The organism is Saccharopolyspora soli (genome assembly GCF_022678645.1).
Taxonomy (GTDB): Bacteria; Actinomycetota; Actinomycetes; order Mycobacteriales; family Pseudonocardiaceae; genus Saccharopolyspora; species Saccharopolyspora soli.
This window is the reverse complement of record NZ_JALBWV010000163.1, coordinates 1-1,407: the sequence shown is the minus strand read 5'-3', so window position 1 is coordinate 1,407 and position 1,407 is coordinate 1. Positions and strand designations below refer to the sequence as shown.

The following is a 1,407-nucleotide window of genomic DNA, read 5'->3' as shown; positions in this document are numbered from 1 at the left end:
GGCGGGAGCAGGTAGTTCGTCGTGGTCGCGAGGAAGGCCAGGCGGAGGCTGCCGATCTCGCCGCGTGCGGCTCGGGTTACGACGTCGATGGCTTCGTCGGCTCGGGTGAGCACCGCGCGGGCCTCGGGGAGGAACAGCGCGCCGACCGTGGTCAGGCTGGTGCCTCGGGTGTCGCGGTCGAAGAGTTTCACGCCCAGCATGCGTTCCAGCAGGGTGATCTGCTGGGACAGCGACTGCTGGCTGATCGTGAGCCGGTCGGCAGCGCGTGTGTAACTGGACTCCTCCGCGACGGCGACGAAATACCTCAGTTGCGAAGATCGGGGGTCACAGGAAAAGGCTACAGCTGCGACAGGTAGCCGGTGTTGGACGGCGATGGGGTGCCGGGACAACTATCGATCTCGGTAAATACCACCTCGAAAGGCATGGGAATGACGAACGACACACCGGGCCGGGTCTGGCTGATTTCGGGCTGCTCCAGCGGGTTCGGCTGGGAGATCGTGCTGGCTGCGCTGGCCGCTGGCGACCGTGTGATGGCCACCGCACGCCGCCCGGAGACTCTCGCTGACCTCGCGCAGACCGGGGGTGACCGGATCAGCACCGCGGCGATGGATGTCACCGACCCGGCATCCATCCGCGCTGCGGTCGAGGCGACGCTGGCCGTGTTCGGTCGCATCGACGTCCTGGTGAACAACGCCGGAGTCAGCGTGATCGGTGCCGTCGAGGAAACCTCGGTCGAGCACTTGCGCAGCATGTTCGATGTCAACTACTTCGGTGCTGTGGAGCTGACCCAGGCCGTCCTCCCCGTGATGCGCGAGCAGGGGAACGGGACGATCGTGGTGATGAGCTCCCTCGGCGGCGTGATGACCTTCCCGGGCCTGAGCGGCTACAACGCCACCAAGCACGCGCTCGAGGCTCTGGGCGAGGCGCTGTCGCTTGAACTGGCCCCCCTGGGCATCCGGGTCCTGCTGGTGGAACCGGGGATGTTCCGCACCCAGTTCAGCACCAGCCTGCAGTGGACCCCCGAGAACCCTGCCTACGACGCGACCTCGGGGGAGCTGCGGCGGATGGTCAAGGGCGTCGTGGGCCAGGAGCCGAACGACCCGGCGAAGGGCGCCGCGGCGATCCTCAACGTGCTCGACGACGAGAACCCGCCGCTGCACTTCCTGCTCGGGGAAGACGCGGTTGACGGGCTGCGCAACCACCACGAGTCCCTGCTGGCCGACGTCACCACCTGGGAGACGCTCAGCCGTTCGACAGCGGTGTCCTGACCTTCGAGATCTCGTCGGCGCAGCTGATCGCGCCCTGGTGGTCCGTTGCGGCCCTGCAGAAACCGCAGCTAGCTCGAGCATGTTCAGCAGGGCCGTGGCCTCACCGAAACGCGTTCGAACGAACGCAGATCCCATCGGC

General features: G+C 67.0%; 2 protein-coding genes. One reads left to right on the top strand and one right to left on the bottom strand.

Going from position 1 to position 1,407, the window contains the following annotated elements; all coding sequences use genetic code 11:
* Positions 1 to 389, bottom strand: a 389-nt coding sequence (locus MOQ72_RS44085; protein ID WP_277955565.1) for a LysR family transcriptional regulator, incomplete at its 3' end; no start/stop codon positions are given.
* A gap of 39 nt (positions 390 to 428) precedes the next feature.
* Between MOQ72_RS44085 and MOQ72_RS44080 the strand changes: the two genes are divergently transcribed.
* Positions 429 to 1,268 (top strand): oxidoreductase, encoded by an 840-nt coding sequence (locus tag MOQ72_RS44080; protein ID WP_242192028.1) that lies wholly within the window; start codon positions 429 to 431, stop codon positions 1,266 to 1,268.
* The last annotated feature ends 139 nt before the right edge of the window (positions 1,269 to 1,407 follow it).

Coding starts and splice junctions, on each gene's coding strand:
- MOQ72_RS44080 (WP_242192028.1), top strand. CDS start 429: ATGACGAACGACACACCGGGCCGGGTCTGGCTGATTTCGGGCTGCTCC.